Origin of the sequence: Paracoccus sp. 228 (genome assembly GCF_000967825.1) — a bacterium.
GTDB lineage: Bacteria > Pseudomonadota > Alphaproteobacteria > Rhodobacterales > Rhodobacteraceae > Paracoccus > Paracoccus marcusii.
In genome coordinates, this window is the sequence record NZ_JYGY01000001.1 from 90,207 (window position 1) to 104,411 (window position 14,205).

The window sequence follows — 14,205 nt, forward strand, 5'->3', positions numbered from 1 at the left end:
ACTTGGGGGATGGCGGATCACAGCCTTGCCGGACAGATCGAGTTCGAGATCACCGGCGTGAACGAGCAGGAAGCCACCGGAGAGATGACCGTGACCGCGGGCATCCTGAACCCGTTCGGAACCATCCATGCGGGTGCGCTGGTCTGGTTCGCGGACGTGGTCGCGACGAACCTGGTCCTGGGCGGAGAGCAGCCGCAGGAGGGCATGGACAACTTTCCCGTGGCGATCACGCTGAACGCCCAGCTGCTGACCAACCGCCGTGACGGGGTTCTGACCGCGCTGGCATCTTGGATGCGCCGCGGGCGTCGCATCTCGACCGTGCGCACGCAGGTCACCGATGCGGACGGGGCGGTGCTGCTGGACCTGACCTCGACCCATGTCAGTGCCCGCTGACCCTGCGGCACCATCGCGCCGGGCGGGTTGAAACGCCCGGCAATCGCGTCATCATGGCGCCATGATGGAGGAGACGTCATGGACGGTCTGATGATGCACCGCCCGCTGCTGCAAAGCGGGCTTCTGGACTTCGCCGCCGAGAGCTTTCCCGAAGCGCGGATCGTGTCGCGCCGGGTCGAGGGAGACCTGCACCGACAGAGCTGGGTCCAGACCCGTGCCCGCGCGGTCCAGCTGTCCTTCGCGCTGGAGGGTTTGGGCGTGGCGCCCGGCGACCGGGTCGCGACGCTGGCCTGGAACGGGCACCGCCATCTGGAGATCTATCACGCCGTGCCGTCCATCGGGGCGGTCTGCCACACGATCAACCCGCGGCTGTCGGCCGACCAGATGGTCTTCATCGCGCATCACGCGGGCGACCGGCTGCTGTTCACCGACCTGAGCTTCGTGCCGCTGCTGGAAAAGCTGCAGGACCGCCTGCCGCCCATGCGCTATGTCGTCATGACCGACGCGGCGCACATGCCGCAGACGACGCTGGATGCGCTGTGCTATGAGAACCTGCTGGCGGGGCAGCCGACCGACCGGGTCTGGCCGGATTTTCCGGAAACGACCGCATCGGGCCTGTGCTATACGTCCGGGACGACGGGCGATCCCAAGGGCGTCCTGTATTCGCACCGCTCGAACATGCTGCACGCGCTGGCCACTGCGGCGGTGCTGGGCCCGGACCTGGGACCGCAGCCCCGCATCCTGCCGGTGGTGCCGCTGTTTCACGTCAACGCCTGGGGTCTGCCCTTCACGGCCCCGCTGATCGGGGCCAGCCTGATCATGCCCGGCCCGGCGCTGGACGGAGCCAGCCTGTGGGACCTGTGCCAGGCCGAGGGCGTCGAAAGCGCCTGGGGCGTGCCCACCATCTGGCAGGGGCTGTTCGCCGAGATCCAGTCCCGCGGGGCCAAGCCCGCAAACTTGCGCCACATCGTCGTCGGCGGCAGCGCGATGCCCCGCAGCCTGACCGAGGGCTTCGAACGTCTGGGCATCGACGTGAACCACGCCTGGGGCATGACCGAGACCTCTCCGCTGGGCAGCCAGGGGTCGCTGACGCCGGCGCAGCGCGATCTGCCGTTCGACCAGCGCATGGCGCTGAAGCAGGCGCAGGGGCGGCGGGTGTTCGGTGTCGAGATGAAGATCGTGGACGACGCGGGCACGCGCCAGCCCCATGACGGCCAAGCCATGGGAGAGCTGTTCGTGCGCGGCAACACCGTGGCCGCCGGTTATCACGACAATGCCGGTGCGACGGCGCGCGCGATCGACGCCGACGGCTGGTTCGGGACAGGCGATATCGCCTCGATCAGCGCCGACGGCATCCTGACGCTTCGCGACCGGGCCAAGGACCTGATCAAGTCGGGTGGCGAATGGATCAGTTCGATCGACGTCGAGAACCTGGCGGTCGCCCATCCGGACGTGGCGCAATGCGCGGTCATCGCGCTGCCCCATCCCAAATGGGATGAACGCCCGCTGCTGGTGATCAAGCCCAAGGGGGCCGCCCGACCTGGGCTGGAGGAAATGCGGTCCCATCTGGGCGCGCATCTGGCCAGCTGGCAGCTGCCTGACGACGTTGTCTATGTCGACGAGATGCCCCTGACGGCGACCGGCAAGATCAGCAAGCTGACCCTGCGGGAGCAGTTCCGCGACCACGTCCTGCCCGACCTGCGGGGCCAGGCGGCTGACTGACCCAAGGGCGGGTCAGGGATCCTGCGCCTGCAGGGTGGACAGCACATAAAGGCGCAGGGCCGTGGCCAGCCCGATCTGCGGCGGGCGGGCATGGTCGATCTGTCCGATCAGGGCGGCGCGGGTCAGGTCGCGCGCCGCGGCCTGGGTCGCCAGCGCCTTCCAGAACGCATCTTCCAGCGACACCGACGTGCGGTGCCCGTCGATGGTCACCGACCGCTTCAGCGGCGGCGTCATGGCGGGCAGGTCGATCATTCGTCGGGCGTGTCGCGCCGATGCGCGTCCAGCACGCGGGCCGCGCGGTCGCGTTCGGCCTGGCGCGCGTCGCGCAGCGGCTTGGCCTCTCCGTGCAGGGCGGCGTTCGCGTCGCCCTTGGCACGCCTGGCGTCGCGGTCACGGGCCTTGCGGGCCTGGCGCAGGTTGATGATGCGGGTCATGGCGGTCCGTGAAACGACGAAGGGCGCGCCACTGTGGCGCGCCCCCCGGCCTTGGGTCAAGAGGGTCAGCCCTTGGGGCTGATCATGTCCTCGGGGCGGACGACGCGGTCGAAGGTCTCTCCGTCGACGAAGCCCAGGGCGATGGCCTCCTCGCGCAGCGTCGTGCCGTTCTTGTGCGCGGTCTTGGCGACCTTGGTGGCGTTGTCATAGCCGATGGTGGGCGCCAGCGCCGTCACCAGCATCAGCGATTCGCGCATCAGCTGGTCGATGCGCTTCACGTTGGCCTGAGTGCCCACGACCATGTTATCGGTGAAGCTGGAGGCCGCATCGCCCAGAAGCTGCATGGATTGCAGCACGTTGTAGGACATCATCGGGTTGTAGACGTTCAGCTCGAAATGCCCCTGCGACCCGGCAAAGCCCACGGCGGCGTCGTTGCCCATCACATGCGCGCAGACCATGGTCAGCGCCTCGGCCTGGGTCGGGTTCACCTTGCCCGGCATGATCGACGATCCCGGCTCGTTCTCGGGCAGGATCAGTTCGCCCAGACCCGAACGCGGTCCCGACCCCAGCAGACGCATGTCGTTGGCGATCTTGAACAGCGATCCGGCCACCGTCTTCAGCGCGCCTGAGAACATGACCATCGCGTCATGGGCGGCCAGCGCCTCGAACTTGTTCGGCGCGGTGACGAAGGGCAGGTCGGTGATCTTGGCGATTTCCGCGGCGATGGCGGTGTCCCAGCCCTTCTTGGTGTTCAGGCCGGTGCCGACGGCCGTGCCGCCCTGGGCCAACTCATAGATGTCGGGCAGGCAGGCCTTGACCCGCTCGATCCCCTTGCGGACCTGATGGGCATAGCCACCGAATTCCTGACCCAGGGTCAGCGGCGTCGCATCCTGGGTGTGGGTGCGGCCGATCTTGATGATGTCCTTGAACTCGGCGGACTTGGCCTCCAGCGCGGCGGCCAGCTTCTCCAGACCCGGCAGCAGCGTGTCGCGCGCCAGCATGGCGATGCCCACATGCATCGCGGTCGGGAAGGTGTCGTTCGACGACTGCCCCATGTTGCAATGGTCGTTCGGGTGGACGGGTTTCTTGGACCCCATCTCTCCGCCCATGATCTCGATCGCGCGGTTCGAGATCACCTCGTTGGCGTTCATGTTCGACTGGGTGCCGGACCCGGTCTGCCAGACGACCAGCGGGAAGTTGTCGTCGAACTTGCCTTGGAACACCTCGGTCGCGGCCTGCTCCATTGCATCGGCCAGATCGGCGGGCAGGTCGCCCGAGGCGCGGTTCACCCGCGCGGCGGCCAGCTTGATCGCGCCCAGGGCGCGGATGATCGGCACCGGCTGGCGTTCCCAGCCAATCGGGAAGTTGATGATCGAACGCTGCGTCTGCGCGCCCCAGTATTTCGAGGCGTCAACCTCCAGCGGGCCGAAGCTGTCGGTTTCGGTGCGGGTCTTGGTCATCGGGTCGCTCCCTCACGGTTTCGTGGCGGGTTGTAGCGGTCCGGGCCATCGGGCGCAATTCGTATGCAACGGTATGCTGGCGCAAACAGCGCGCTCAGTCGTCCAGCGCATGCATCGCCGCGCGCAGGCGCGGGGTCAGCGCGTCGGGCAGGGGCAGGATCGGTCGGGGCGGCTGCGCGTCGGTCAGGTCCATCAGCCGGGCGCAGGCATGAACGACCCGCAGGCTGCCATGGGCCTGGAACAGGTCCCACATCGGCTGGAACCGCGCCTGCCAGCGGGCCGTTTCGGGCCGGTCGCCCGCACGGGCGGCACAGGCCAAGGTCAGCGTCTGGTCGGGCCACAGGCCCGCCGCCACGCTGAACCAGCCGTCGGCATGGTTCAAAAGCGCGTCGGGACAGCCCCAGTCGCCGCTGTAGCCGATGGCGAAATCGGGCGGCAGATCGGCGCGCAGGGCCGCGATCTGGCCTGCGAAGTCCCCGCCTGCGGGCAGCGGCATCTTGACCGCCGTGACGGTCGGCAGCGACGCCAGCCGGGCGATCAGCGCGGGCGAAAAGGTGAAATGCGTGGTCGATGGATTGTTGTAGATGCAGATCGGCAGGTCCGACGCCCCCGCGACGGTTTCGAAATGCCCAAAGACCTCATCCTCGGTCAGGGGGGTGTAGGACATGGGGGCCAACAGCAGGCCCGTCGCCCCCGCATCTGCCGCATGACGCGCCAGCGCGGCCGAGGTGTCGCTGCGCAACGCGCCCACGCCCGCGATCACCGGCACCCTGCCGCCGGCGGCGTCCAGCGCGGTCTCCAGCACCTCCCGGCGCTGGTCGGCCTCCAGATAGGCATAGCCGCCCGTCGATCCCAGCACGCCGATGCTGTCCACGCCCGCCCGCGCAAGGCGCAGGATCAGGCGGCGCAGGTCGGCGGGCAGGGGACGGCCCGCGGCGTCGGTCGGCGTGATCGGAAAGGCCGACAGGCCGCGCATGGTCATGGCGCTATTTCCGCCAGCGGTCCAGGCGCACGACATCGGCGCCGCCCGACGGGGGCGTGTCGTCGCCGTCATCCTCGGCGTCCAGCTGGTATTCGGCGTCGGCCTCGGCGTCCTCATCCTCGTCGTCGTCGCTGTCCTGCGTCTCGAAGCGCAGGCCGAATTCGACGGACGGGTCCACGAAGGTGCGCAGCGCATCGAACGGGATCTTCAGCGGTTCCGGCTGGTTGCCGAAGTTCAGCGTGATGGTGAAATGGTCGGGCTGGATCGTCAGGTTGTCGAACCAGTGCTGGATGACGATGGTCATCTCCTCGGGATAGCGTTCGCGCAGCCAGTCCGCCATCTCGACACCGTCGTCGCGGGTGTCGAAGGTGATGAAGAAATGATGCTCTCCGGGCAGACCGTCGCGGGCGACCTGGCGCAGCACCTCGGCGATCAGCCCCTGCATCGCGCGATGCATCATTCCGCCGTAATCCAGTCCCGATCGCGCCATGACGTCACCCTACCTTTTCTTGCCGGCAAGCATAGGGATATGACCGGGGATGAAAAGGGGGGCGGAGGTGGATTCCGCGTCCCCTCACGCCGCGCGGTCCAACAGGTCCCGCCGCAACGCGCGCAGATCGGCCGCCATGGTCGCCGCGGGCTTTGGGCCGAACCATTCCAGCGATGCACCCATCCCCGCCGGCACCACGCGCAGGAACGCCGCATAATCGACGGCACCCGTCAGCAGCGGGCACATGCCGTCACGGCTGCTGCGCGGATCGTGGACGTTGTCCGGGTGAAAGACCGACAGGCGGTCGCGCGCGGTCACGGATTTCAGGTGCAGGTGATCGACATGTTCGCGCAGCGCGGCGAATGCAGATACGGGGTCGGCGCCCGACTCCCACACATGCAGCACGTCGAAGTTCACGCCGACCGCGGGGTGGTCCAGCGCATCCAGCAGGTCCAAGGTCGCGGGCAGGCTGTCGGCCAGGGTCTGCGGATGCGTCTCGACCGCGATGCGCAGGCCGCGGTCATGGGCCATGTCGGCCGTCGTGCCCAGGTCGCGCATGATCGCGCGGCGCTGGTCCGCCCCCGCCTGATCGCGCCCTACGCCCCCCGCGAACAGCCGCAGCCGTGGCGCGCCCCAGGTCCGGGTCAGGTCCAGCAGGTCGGCCGCGTCGGCGCGGCTGAAACCGGCAGTGCCCAGGGGCAGATAGCCCGCCAGCATCGGCACCGGGGGACGCTGCGGCAGGTCACGCCATTCGACGGCCAGCGTGCGGGCATGCGGGGCCCAGATCTCCAGCCCGTCGAACCCTTCGCGGGCGACATAGCGGGCCAGGTCGCGGGCGGTCACGTCCAGGTGGCGGAAGGCCACGGAACAGGCATTGATCCTCATGCGCGCGCCCCCTGCCAGCGGTCGAACCACTGGCCCACGGTGGCCTTGATGCCCTGTTCCAGCAGGGTCAGCCGGTCCAGATCGGCCAGCACCTGCAGCAGATCGTCGCCGTCGCCGCCGCGGGCAAAGGCCACCGCGCGCAGATGGGCCGCGTTCAGCCCGCCATGCAGCGCCGCGATCCGGTCGCAGCATTCCTCGAACGCGTCGTGATCGGCGCCCTCGATGTCGCCGAAGATCGCCAGCGCGTGCTCATAGGCGTATTTGCGGATCGCGATGACCGGCAGTTCGCGCAGCGCGGGTTCCAGGTCGGCGCGCGGCAGGTCGGCGACATGGGCCTGCACGATGCGGCGGATCGCGTCGATCAGCGGCACGGCCTGCGCGTCGAAGGTCGCGTGGTGCATCGCGGCGATGGTCGCGTCGTCCGCGGGATGCGCGCCCGCATTGTCGAAGGCAAAGCCCCCGGCCACGGTGGGTGCCAGGAATGCCGCCCGCAGGTCGCGGGCGGGCAGCGGCCCCTCCCACCGGAAATCCGGGTCGCGCATCAGCCAGGTGTCGGGGTCCGCCGTGGGCTCCAGCAGGGCATAGTGGGGAAAGCTGGCCTGGGCGAACTTGTTGTCGCGTTGCGGCAGCAGCGCCATGTCGACCATCGGCATGACGTAGCGGCCGGGCTGCCAATCGGCCAGCAGGGCGTGCAGGCGGTCCAGGTTCCGCGCACCCGGCGCGGCATCCTCATGCCAGCGCGTCACCTGCAGGCCGAACAGGCGACCAGCCCAATGCAGATAGAAGCCGTGATCGATCCCCGGCGCGTGATAGGACAGGCGCATCCTGTCGTCGACGATCACCTGCCCGTCCCACAGGCCCAGATACAGCGGGCGGTGGTCGATCCCGCCGCGGTCCTTCAGCGCCTGACACAGGCAGCTGACGACGCAATGGACCTTGATGTCGACAGGTTCATCGGGTGCGGGGGTCACGCCCGCCAGCGCCATCGACAGCGCCTGCACGGTCATTCCGGGGGCGCGGTCGAACGTATCCTCGGCCATGGTGATGCCCGCCTCGTCCAGGTGCAGCATCAGCGTCATCAGGGCGACCGAATCCAGGCCCAGGTCATGGCCAAGCCGCGCGTCGGGACCAAAGGCCGCCATGCGCGGGCAGGCCATAGGACCGGCCAGGATCGCGCGGATGCGGTCCCGCATGTCCTGCGGGGCGGGGATGGGGCGGGGGTCGGTCATGCGGGGGCCTCCGACAGGGTTTCGGCAAGGGCACGGCGGGCGATCTTGCCGTTCGCGCCACGCGGCAGGGCTGGCAGGCGGACCAGACGCACCGGCCGCTGGCGCGGCGACAGCAGGGCCGCCAGATGGGCGTCCAGCCGCGCCTCGGCGATGTCGCCGGCATAGGCAAGTGCGGGGCGCTGATGCGCGACGGGGTCCGGGACGGCGAATGCCACCGCGTCGGTGATGCCCGGCAGGCTCAGGGCCGCGGCCTCGATCTGGGCGGGATAGACGTTCAGGCCCGCGACATCGATCACCTCGGCCTGGCGCCCGGCAAAGATCAGGTGGCCGCGGGCGTCGATCACGCCCAGATCGCCGGTCTGCACCGTCGCGCCTGCGGCATGGACGGAGACGGGGCCGGGTGCGTCCCGTCCGGCCTGCAGTCGGACATGCGGCAGGGGCAGGCCCATATCCTCGGGCCGGTCGGGGTTCTGGGCGATGGCCAGGCATCCCGCCTCGGAACAGCCGTACTGCTGGAACAGGTGGCGCGCCGCCCCGCGGATCGCGTCGAACCACGGCTGCGGCAGCACCGTCCCCGACGACATCACCGCGTGCAGTTCCTGCGCCCCGGCCAACCGCGCCAGCACATGCAGCAGCGGCGGTGCGGCATAGATCAGCGGATCGCGGAACTGGGCCAGCTGGCGCAGGATGGCGCGCGGGTTGGCGTGGTCCAGCACCACCGGAGCATGTCCCCGTGCCTGTCCGACCAGCACCCCGGCGATCAGTCCATAGGAGTGGGTGATCGGGGCCGCGATCACCGGCGTCATCCCGGCCGCCTGCGGAAAGGCGTGCAGATAGGCGTCGATCTCGGTCTGGATGGCGGCCCAGCTGCGGGCGATGATCTTGGGTGCGCCGGTGGTGCCCGAACTGGTCTGGATCAGCACCCCACCCGGCGCATGCGGCGCGTCCTGTCCCAACCCCTGCAGACCCTCATCGGTCATCATCAGGTCGCAGCCCGCCCGCCTTGCCAGATCGCGCGCCTGATCGGGTGGCGTTTCCGGGTGGATCGGATGACAGGACGCGCCCGCATCCCGCAGGCGCAGGATCTGCGTCAGGCAGGCGGCGCGGTCAGTCATCAACAGTGCGATGCGCGTGCGGTCGGGGTCGCGGCCGGCCAGCAGGTCGGGGGCGTCCGGGCCGAACGGATCGATCAGCGTGTCGTTCAGGTGGAACAGGCAGGTCATGGCGGGCTCCTTCAGCGGATTCGGCGCAGCGTGGGTTTCGGTGCGGCCCAGCAGCCCCGCGGCCAGGCTTTCCGCCGGAACCGTCGCGGCGTCGGTGCGCAGGCTGGGGGCATGGGGCAGGGCGGCGCGGGCCAGCCGCCAGAAGATCGCTTCGGGCAGATGGCCGGTGCGGTGCAGCAGATCCGCCAGATCCGACAGCACGTGGGTAACCAGACAGTCGGCCACCAGATCGCGCAGGTCGGTGGCCCGGCCCATGCGGTGATAGGTGCCGTCCGGTGCCCCCGCCATCGCCGGTTCGATGGCCGCAAGGTCCGGGGCGGGCAGGCTCAGCCGGTCCGGCAGGTATTCCAGGCTTTCGCTGAAATCGCGGGCCACCAGCCCGGTCGGCCAGCCGCCGTCATGGGTGATCAGCAGGTTCTGGCCATGCGCCTCCAGCGCGATCCCGTGATGGGTCATCATGCGCCAGACGGGTTGCAGGATCGTCAGCAGCCGCGCGGTCCACGCCTGGGTGCCATGCGTGGCCAGCCAGGGCGCGATCAGTGCGCGCCCGTCCGACTGGGTCAGCGACAGGGCCGACAGGGGCATGGCACCTGGGGGCGGGGGGCTGCGCCGGATCGCGGCCAGCCTGCCGCCCAGCAGCTCGCGTGCGACGATGGCCGCGCCATGTTCCGGCAGGATCGTCAGCCCGGCCAGGTGCCGATCGGACGCCACCACGCGCCCCAGCCAGTCCGAGATGGCCGGCGCTACCGCCACCGACCACGGCACCAGGTCGCGGACCGAGGAGGTCACCCCCACGCCAAGCGATAGCTTCAGGTGATCGCCCCCGTCGCAGGCGGCCAATGTGCGCAGCGACGCCGTGGCCTGCATCCGCGGCCCCTCCGCCGGCAGCGCCTGCAAGGCCCCGCGCGCCATCAGCGCCTGCACCGCCGGGTCACGTTGCAGGCACCGCCACTGCCACGGATGGACCGGGATGGCCCCCGGCGGCGCCCAGCCCTGCGCGGGGTCCGTTCCTGCACGCGTCACGATTGCGGGGTCGACCGACAGCCAGACCGGCACGATGGTCCTGCCGCCTTCGGGGCCGAAGGCGGCATTGTCGGCGTCCGAAAACCCGGCGCGGGTCTTGAAGCCGGGATGATAGGGATGCCCCTCGATCAGGCTCGCCTCCAGCGCCGGGCCTTTCAGCGACAGGCGGTTGTCGCGAACCGGCCCCGCCGCGCGCAGGAAATGCGCGCTGCGCCGCATGGCGGTCATCAGCGCCGCGGGATCGTGGCCGGCCTTGGCCAGCGCGCGTTCCAGGTCGTCCGGTTTCAGCAATCCGCCGGTGGTATCGCGCGGGTCGTCCAGCAGCCTGACACGGCCGCTGGCCTGCAGTCGATGTGGCGCCCGGATGGCCAGGTCACCCACCGTCCAGCCGCCCTGCGCCGGGCGCAGGATGCCTTCAAAGGCCAGCGCCTCTATCGTCTGGCGCAGGGCGCGGGTCTCAGGCGACATCGGACAGCATCCCGGCATGGGCCAGCGCGGGCAGGGGGTTTGGCACGCGGATCATCGGTGCGCGTTCCCCGGGGATCAGCAGCTCGTCCACACCGCCCAGCTGGGTCAGCAGATTGCCCTTGGCGGGCAGATGCGGCTGCGTCAGCCAGCGGCGGGCCAGGGCGCCGCCATGACCCGGCAGGCGGGTCAGACCGCCAATATGGGCCGCCAGCGCGGACAGCGCCCGCCGCTCTGGCCAGATCCCGTCCAGCGCCATGCGGTGGACCACGCCAAACACCTGGTTCACGATCAGCGAATAGGTCAGCGCGTCCTCTGCCTCGGCGCGCGGATAGACCAGGTTGGGAATGGCGCGCAGCGTGGCGCAGGCCATGTCGTCGGCCACATAGAAGCCCTGGTTGTCGCGGATGTCGCAGCGGCGCGGCACACCTTGGGACAGGTCCAGCAGGGCGTTCTGCTGATGTGCCTCGACCGCGATGCCGGTGGCGTCATACAGGCGTAGCAAGGGGGCGACAGCGCAGTTCAGATAGGCGTCGAACCAGGCGGCCGGGTCGTGACCCGCCATGACCTGCGTCAGCATCGACGGCCGTCCCGGCAGAGGTTCGGCGACCAGGCCCGCGACTTGCATCACCTGCCCCCCGCGTCCCCCGCGCCACGGGTTGCGGCGCAGGATCACCTCCAGCCCGGATTCGGCGCGACCGGGCACGGCCAGGGTCAGCCAATGCGGGTCGTCGATCAGCCGCAGCCGCCCGAACCGTCCCTGCAGCGCGCCGATGCGGGCCGACATCGTCGCGCCCGCCAGCAGTTCGTGACGCTTGTTCACGCGCTGCGAGTTGGTGATGGTGACCGGCAGCGACACCTTGACCTGCCACGGGCTGTCCCCGCGCCACAACGTCCGCACCGAGGATGTCGCCCACCATGCCGGACCCACCGGTCCCAGCTCGCGGATGGCGCCCTGCGACAGCAGCGTGGTAATGGCCGGATCGCGGCGGGCGCGGTCCCAGGTCAGCGGATGCGCGGGCAGCAGGATGCGTCCGAGACCGGGGTCCAGATCCATGCCCGGCAGATCGCGCACACGGTCAGGGTCGGTGCCTGCGATCAGGTCTTTGCGGACCGACAGGCCGACAAGGTGCAACGCGCCGCACCAGTCCGGGGTCATCGCGCGTTCCTCGGGCAGGGACATGCCGGACAGCGCCTTGGGGCAGGGATGCATCCAGTGGCCAAAGATCACCGCCTGTTCGGCGGTCAACCAGTCGGGTGCCGGGTGCGGCCGCGCCAGGCGCTGTCCGCAGATCGTGGCGATCCGATGACGGCTGGCCTGCACGCGGCGGGCCAAGGCGGCGCCTGCAGGTCCGTGATCGCCTGTCAGTCGATCCAGGATCAACGACAGCGCCAGGGCCGGGTGGATGGGGCGCGATCCGTCCGGCCCGTGCCGGATCAGCCCGCGGATGCGCGGCAGGCCCGATGCCATCGGCGCATCGGTCACGACTTCCAACCAGCCGCCGGCGACCGGGACCAGATCGCACCCGCCGCCCAGCTCGCGCCTGTCGCAGATCAGCAGCGCGCGCAGGCTGGCCAGATCGGCAATGCCCTGCGCGTCGGACGCAGGGCACGGATCGGGCAGGGTGCCGGCCCCCGGACCTGCTTGGTCAGGATGACGGACAGCCAACAGGCAAGGGTCGGAAAAGGTCATCTGCGCCTCGGAGTGCGGCCATGGGCCGTGGGATCACGAGGCTGGCAGATGCTGGCAAGGTGTGGGTTATTATTGTTTATTATTTATGTCAAGTATATCCCAAGAACGTGCAGGTATTGGCGCGTCCGCTACCACAGGTCGATTGTCGGGGTACTGTCGGCCGCCAGCGCCATGCCGCCAAGGCGAACGGCCTGCGCCCGCAGATCCAAGCCAGCCGCCGCTTGGCCTAGGTCGCAGGGCTGCCCCGGCGGGGTCTGCTGCGCCAGCACGCTCAGGAACCGCGACAGCCCCTCGACCTCTTGACGCAGCAGGTCGGCGGCCTGCAGTGACTGGGCCGCCGCATCGGTCACCTGCAGCATCGCGCCCAGGGCGGCATCGATCCGCCCCAGGCCTTGGGCGATGCGATGCGCCTCGGCGGCGGCGCGATGCAGGGCCGCGTTCAGGCAAGGATCGGGCGTCGCCGTCATTGCAGCTTGCCCGTCACCGATTCGATGCAGCGTAGCAACGCCTCCTTGGTGAAGGGCTTGGCGATGAAGTTGTTCATGCCGGCGCGTTGGCCCCGCTCGATCATCTCGCGCGTGGCGGTGCCGGTGATCAGGATGAAGCCGATGCGCTGGGTGCTGGGATTCTGTCGCAGCGCCTCCAGCAGGCCAAGGCCGTCCATTCCGGGCATGTTGTAATCCGAGATGACCAGATGCACGGGCGCCGCGGCCAGCCTGCGGAACGCCGTCTCTCCGTTCGCCTCGTATTGGACGTTGACCAGGCCGGCCCAGTCCAGCGCCTGTTCGATCAGCGATCGGCTGATGGTCATGTCGTCCACCACCATCACATGAAGGTTCGATTTCAGTGCCATGTTGTCCCTTTCACGTCCTGGCAGAGGCCGGCGTCACATTGCGCCGGTATTGGGTTGTGCCTGTTGCGGCGAACAGGCCCGCGGCCGGGCCGTCCAGCCGTTCCGAATGACCGATGAACAGCGCGCCGCCCTCGTTCAGGGCGTCACCGAAGCGCAGCCACAGGCGCTGGCGCGCGGCACTGTCGAAATAGATCGCGGTGTTGCGGCAGAAGATCACGTCGAACCTGCCGGAAAATGGCCAGTCGTCATGCAGGTTCAGTTCGCCGAACCGCATGATGCGCCGGACCTCTGGTTTGGCCTCGAAGCCCGCGGCATGGGGCTGGAAATACCGCTTGACCTGGGCAGGGGGGACCGGTGCCAGCGCATCGGATGCAAAGCGGCCCTGCTGGGCGCGGTCCACCATCTCGGGGTCGATGTCGGTGGCCAGGATCAGAACGTCATGCTGCGCCGCATCGGGAAATGCGTCCAGCAGCGTCACGGCCATCGAATAGGGCTCCTCGCCCGAGGAGGAGGCCGCGGACCACAGCCGCAGCCGCCGTCCGGCGCGGGCCTGGGCGATCAGCGGGGGCAGGACCTCCTGCGCCAAGGCCTGGAAATGGTGACTCTCGCGGAAGAAGGCCGTGACGTTCGTCGTGATGGCCGACAGCAGGTGGCGGCGTTCCTGCGGTCCGTCAGGCCCTTCCAGACGATCGCAATAGGCACCGTAATCGGGCAGCGTCAGGACCCGCAGGCGGCGGTTCAGGCGCGCCATCAGCAGGCTGCGCTTGGATTCCGACAGGATGATGCCGCTGTCCTGATGCACGATCGCGGCGATCTTGCGGAATTGTCCATCGGTCAGGACCGGCCCCGCGGGGGTGGGGGCCGAAAGGGGTGCCGTTCTCACGCGTCGACCCCGTGGGCTGCGGGCAGCAGCTGCGCCAGATCGATCTTGCGTAGGATGCGTCCGTCCTCCAGCGTGATCATGCCGACGATGAACTCGCGCGCGGGGTTCGATGCGATGTCGGGCACCGCCTGGATGTGATCGTCGTTGATGGGCAGGATGTCGGACACCAGGTCCGCCAGCAGCCCCACGATCCGCCCGGCATGCATCGCGATGATGACGACATGGCGGTGGGACGGCGTCGCCGCGCCAAAGCCGAGCCGTGCCGACAGGTCGACGACCGTCACGACCGATCCGCGCAGGTTGATCACGCCTTTGACGTAGTCAGGCGCGTGGGGCAGCATGGTCGTGGGGGTCCAGCCGCGGATTTCGCGGACCAGGCCGATGTCGATGCAGAAGTCCTGGTCGGCCAGCTTGAAGGCCACGACGTCGCTTTTGCCGACGGAATTATGCGAGATGGATTGCAGCATGCG

15 protein-coding genes are annotated in these 14,205 nt (G+C 69.2%); 2 read left to right on the forward strand and 13 right to left on the reverse strand.

The genetic code is table 11. The annotated features are described in order from the left end of the window. Window positions 1–9: 9 nt before the first annotated feature. Together SY26_RS00405 and SY26_RS00410 are read left to right on the forward strand one after the other, a co-directional pair. Window positions 10–393: a PaaI family thioesterase gene (locus tag SY26_RS00405; RefSeq protein ID WP_045998834.1), complete on the forward strand. Its 384-nt coding sequence runs from the start codon at window positions 10–12 to the stop codon at window positions 391–393. 78 nt (window positions 394–471) lie between these two features. Beyond that, window positions 472–2,115 carry a long-chain fatty acid--CoA ligase gene (locus tag SY26_RS00410; RefSeq protein WP_045998835.1) on the forward strand — a complete coding sequence of 548 codons (1,644 nt, stop codon included), beginning with the start codon at window positions 472–474 and terminating at the stop codon, window positions 2,113–2,115. Between the two features lie 12 nt (window positions 2,116–2,127). On the opposite strand, the gene SY26_RS00415 is transcribed toward SY26_RS00410, so the two are convergent. The 13 genes from SY26_RS00415 to SY26_RS00475 all read right to left on the reverse strand — a co-directional run bounded on the left by SY26_RS00415 (window position 2,128) and on the right by SY26_RS00475 (window position 14,202). Continuing rightward, window positions 2,128–2,367: a ribbon-helix-helix domain-containing protein gene (locus SY26_RS00415; protein ID WP_084693622.1), complete on the reverse strand. Its 240-nt coding sequence runs from the start codon at window positions 2,365–2,367 to the stop codon at window positions 2,128–2,130. Continuing rightward, on the reverse strand, window positions 2,364–2,549 hold the full coding sequence (locus SY26_RS00420) for a DUF4169 family protein (RefSeq protein WP_045998836.1): 186 nt from the start codon (window positions 2,547–2,549) through the stop codon (window positions 2,364–2,366). The genes SY26_RS00415 and SY26_RS00420 overlap by 4 nt, the downstream gene beginning before the upstream one ends. 65 nt (window positions 2,550–2,614) lie before the next feature. Beyond that, a complete protein-coding gene (gene fumC / locus SY26_RS00425; protein WP_045998837.1) occupies window positions 2,615–4,009 on the reverse strand; it encodes a class II fumarate hydratase in 1,395 nt (464 codons plus the stop codon). A 94-nt stretch (window positions 4,010–4,103) separates the two neighbouring features. Continuing rightward, the gene (locus tag SY26_RS00430) at window positions 4,104–4,991 is read right to left on the reverse strand and encodes a dihydrodipicolinate synthase family protein (protein ID WP_045998838.1); all 888 of its coding nucleotides are present in this window, start codon (window positions 4,989–4,991) and stop codon (window positions 4,104–4,106) included. A gap of 4 nt (window positions 4,992–4,995) precedes the next feature. Next, entirely contained in the window at window positions 4,996–5,481 is a 486-nt protein-coding gene (locus SY26_RS00435) for an SspB family protein (RefSeq protein ID WP_045998839.1), read from the reverse strand. A gap of 84 nt (window positions 5,482–5,565) precedes the next feature. Beyond that, window positions 5,566–6,366 (reverse strand): sugar phosphate isomerase/epimerase, encoded by an 801-nt coding sequence (locus SY26_RS00440; RefSeq protein WP_045998840.1) that lies wholly within the window; start codon window positions 6,364–6,366, stop codon window positions 5,566–5,568. Then, window positions 6,363–7,595: a DUF6005 family protein gene (locus tag SY26_RS21480; protein WP_052715056.1), complete on the reverse strand. Its 1,233-nt coding sequence runs from the start codon at window positions 7,593–7,595 to the stop codon at window positions 6,363–6,365. Before SY26_RS21480 ends, SY26_RS00440 begins: the two co-directional genes overlap by 4 nt. Further along, window positions 7,592–10,309, reverse strand: a complete 2,718-nt coding sequence (locus SY26_RS20130) for an IucA/IucC family protein (protein WP_198143071.1) — start codon at window positions 10,307–10,309, stop codon at window positions 7,592–7,594. The genes SY26_RS21480 and SY26_RS20130 overlap by 4 nt, the downstream gene beginning before the upstream one ends. Further along, a complete protein-coding gene (locus SY26_RS00455; protein WP_052715057.1) occupies window positions 10,299–11,999 on the reverse strand; it encodes an IucA/IucC family siderophore biosynthesis protein in 1,701 nt (566 codons plus the stop codon). The genes SY26_RS20130 and SY26_RS00455 overlap by 11 nt, the downstream gene beginning before the upstream one ends. 128 nt (window positions 12,000–12,127) lie before the next feature. Continuing rightward, window positions 12,128–12,466, reverse strand: a complete 339-nt coding sequence (locus SY26_RS00460) for a hypothetical protein (RefSeq protein ID WP_045998842.1) — start codon at window positions 12,464–12,466, stop codon at window positions 12,128–12,130. Continuing rightward, entirely contained in the window at window positions 12,463–12,852 is a 390-nt protein-coding gene (locus SY26_RS00465; protein ID WP_045998843.1) for a response regulator, read from the reverse strand. Before SY26_RS00465 ends, SY26_RS00460 begins: the two co-directional genes overlap by 4 nt. Before the next feature lie 10 nt (window positions 12,853–12,862). Further along, complete coding sequence (locus tag SY26_RS00470) at window positions 12,863–13,735, reverse strand: protein-glutamate O-methyltransferase CheR (protein WP_045998844.1); 873 nt, start codon at window positions 13,733–13,735, stop codon at window positions 12,863–12,865. Beyond that, window positions 13,732–14,202 carry a chemotaxis protein CheW gene (locus tag SY26_RS00475; RefSeq protein WP_042250654.1) on the reverse strand — a complete coding sequence of 157 codons (471 nt, stop codon included), beginning with the start codon at window positions 14,200–14,202 and terminating at the stop codon, window positions 13,732–13,734. The genes SY26_RS00470 and SY26_RS00475 overlap by 4 nt, the downstream gene beginning before the upstream one ends. Window positions 14,203–14,205 lie beyond the last annotated feature (3 nt).

Bases quoted from the DNA above. Each gene is read 5' to 3' on its own strand.
- SY26_RS00435 (WP_045998839.1), bottom strand. From the start codon at position 5,481: ATGGCGCGATCGGGACTGGATTACGGCGGAATGATGCATCGCGCGATG.
- SY26_RS20130 (WP_198143071.1), bottom strand. From the start codon at position 10,309: ATGTCGCCTGAGACCCGCGCCCTGCGCCAGACGATAGAGGCGCTGGCC.
- SY26_RS00420 (WP_045998836.1), bottom strand. From the start codon at position 2,549: ATGACCCGCATCATCAACCTGCGCCAGGCCCGCAAGGCCCGTGACCGC.
- SY26_RS00430 (WP_045998838.1), bottom strand. From the start codon at position 4,991: ATGACCATGCGCGGCCTGTCGGCCTTTCCGATCACGCCGACCGACGCC.
- SY26_RS21480 (WP_052715056.1), bottom strand. From the start codon at position 7,595: ATGACCGACCCCCGCCCCATCCCCGCCCCGCAGGACATGCGGGACCGC.
- SY26_RS00415 (WP_084693622.1), bottom strand. From the start codon at position 2,367: ATGATCGACCTGCCCGCCATGACGCCGCCGCTGAAGCGGTCGGTGACC.
- SY26_RS00460 (WP_045998842.1), bottom strand. From the start codon at position 12,466: ATGACGGCGACGCCCGATCCTTGCCTGAACGCGGCCCTGCATCGCGCC.
- SY26_RS00475 (WP_042250654.1), bottom strand. From the start codon at position 14,202: ATGCTGCAATCCATCTCGCATAATTCCGTCGGCAAAAGCGACGTCGTG.
- SY26_RS00410 (WP_045998835.1), top strand. From the start codon at position 472: ATGGACGGTCTGATGATGCACCGCCCGCTGCTGCAAAGCGGGCTTCTG.
- SY26_RS00440 (WP_045998840.1), bottom strand. From the start codon at position 6,366: ATGAGGATCAATGCCTGTTCCGTGGCCTTCCGCCACCTGGACGTGACC.
- SY26_RS00455 (WP_052715057.1), bottom strand. From the start codon at position 11,999: ATGACCTTTTCCGACCCTTGCCTGTTGGCTGTCCGTCATCCTGACCAA.
- SY26_RS00405 (WP_045998834.1), top strand. From the start codon at position 10: ATGGCGGATCACAGCCTTGCCGGACAGATCGAGTTCGAGATCACCGGC.
- SY26_RS00465 (WP_045998843.1), bottom strand. From the start codon at position 12,852: ATGGCACTGAAATCGAACCTTCATGTGATGGTGGTGGACGACATGACC.
- fumC (WP_045998837.1), bottom strand. From the start codon at position 4,009: ATGACCAAGACCCGCACCGAAACCGACAGCTTCGGCCCGCTGGAGGTT.